This window comes from Streptomyces sp. NPDC052107 (assembly GCF_040680215.1).
In the GTDB taxonomy this organism is placed as follows: Bacteria; Actinomycetota; Actinomycetes; order Streptomycetales; family Streptomycetaceae; genus Streptomyces.
On the sequence record NZ_JBFAWG010000328.1, the window covers coordinates 1 to 1,047 of the forward strand.

The 1,047-nt window shown below is 64.8% G+C and carries 1 protein-coding gene; it reads left to right on the top strand.

All coding sequences use genetic code 11. The features are described 5' to 3' along the window. Nucleotides 1-600 precede the first annotated feature (600 nt). Nucleotides 601-1,047 (top strand): acyltransferase family protein (locus AB0M27_RS48210; RefSeq protein ID WP_365732511.1); only part of this gene is annotated, 447 nt, incomplete at its 3' end.

A 1,047-nucleotide genomic window follows, 5' to 3' on the forward strand; every position in this document is an offset into this window, starting at 1 on the left:
GACGGGGCCATGCCGGTCGACGCCAGGAAGAAGCCGAAGAGGGCGGCGACGATCGCGGGGCCGGGCTTGATGGAGCCGCCACGGATCATCACCACCAGGATGACCGCGAACAGCAGCACCATAGACAGGGAAATAGCCACGTCTGATCACACCCTCGGTCGGTCCGCCTTGCCGGCCCGGAAACGCACACCACCGCACGCCCCGTCGCGTCCATCGTGCCACCAACTCCCCGCTGTCCACTGCCGGGTGACGGATCACACTGACCGGATCCCGCCATCCTGCCCAGCTCACGGGAGCTCTACGCAGGGCGGGGCGGGGGGCTCGGGGCACGTAATCCTTCGGGTGCATATTCAGGGGACGCCGCCCGGCTTCGGCGGCGGATTCCGTTTCCCTTCCCTCACAGGTCGTTCACAGGTAATTCGCGGCGCCGCGAGGGAGACAATTCACACGCCCAACTCCTCGGCCGATATGCCCTGTTTAAGATGGATCAAGTGTGTCATAACGGGCGCTGTTCGACGGTTTCATATTCGAATGGAGGGGAACACGCGATATCCCGTCGCAGTTTTACGCGAAGCAATCGACAGGTCTAAGGTGCCTTAGATGTTCCAAGCTCCGAGCGTATTCACAAGGGCCCCGCTCCCCCCGGCGACCCCGGAGTCGGAGCCCAGACGCGAGCAGACGCCGAAGGCCACCGCTCCGGCCTCCGCGCCCGCATCCGCGGCGGCGGGGAAGCGTGACCCCTACTTCGACAACGTGAAGTACCTGGCCATCGTGCTGGTCGCGGTGGCGCACGCCTGGGAACCGGTGATGGACGGCAGCCGGGCCACCCGGGCGCTCTACATGATCGTGTACACGTTCCACATGCCGGCCTTCATCCTCATCTCCGGCTACTTCTCCCGTACGTTCGACATGTCCGCGCCGAAGGTGAAGCGGCTGCTCACCGGTGTCGTGGTGCCGTACATCCTGTTCGAGACGGCCTATTCGCTCTTCAGGCGGTACGTGGACGACGCGCCGGACACCCCGATCAGCCTGACGGATCCGCTCTAT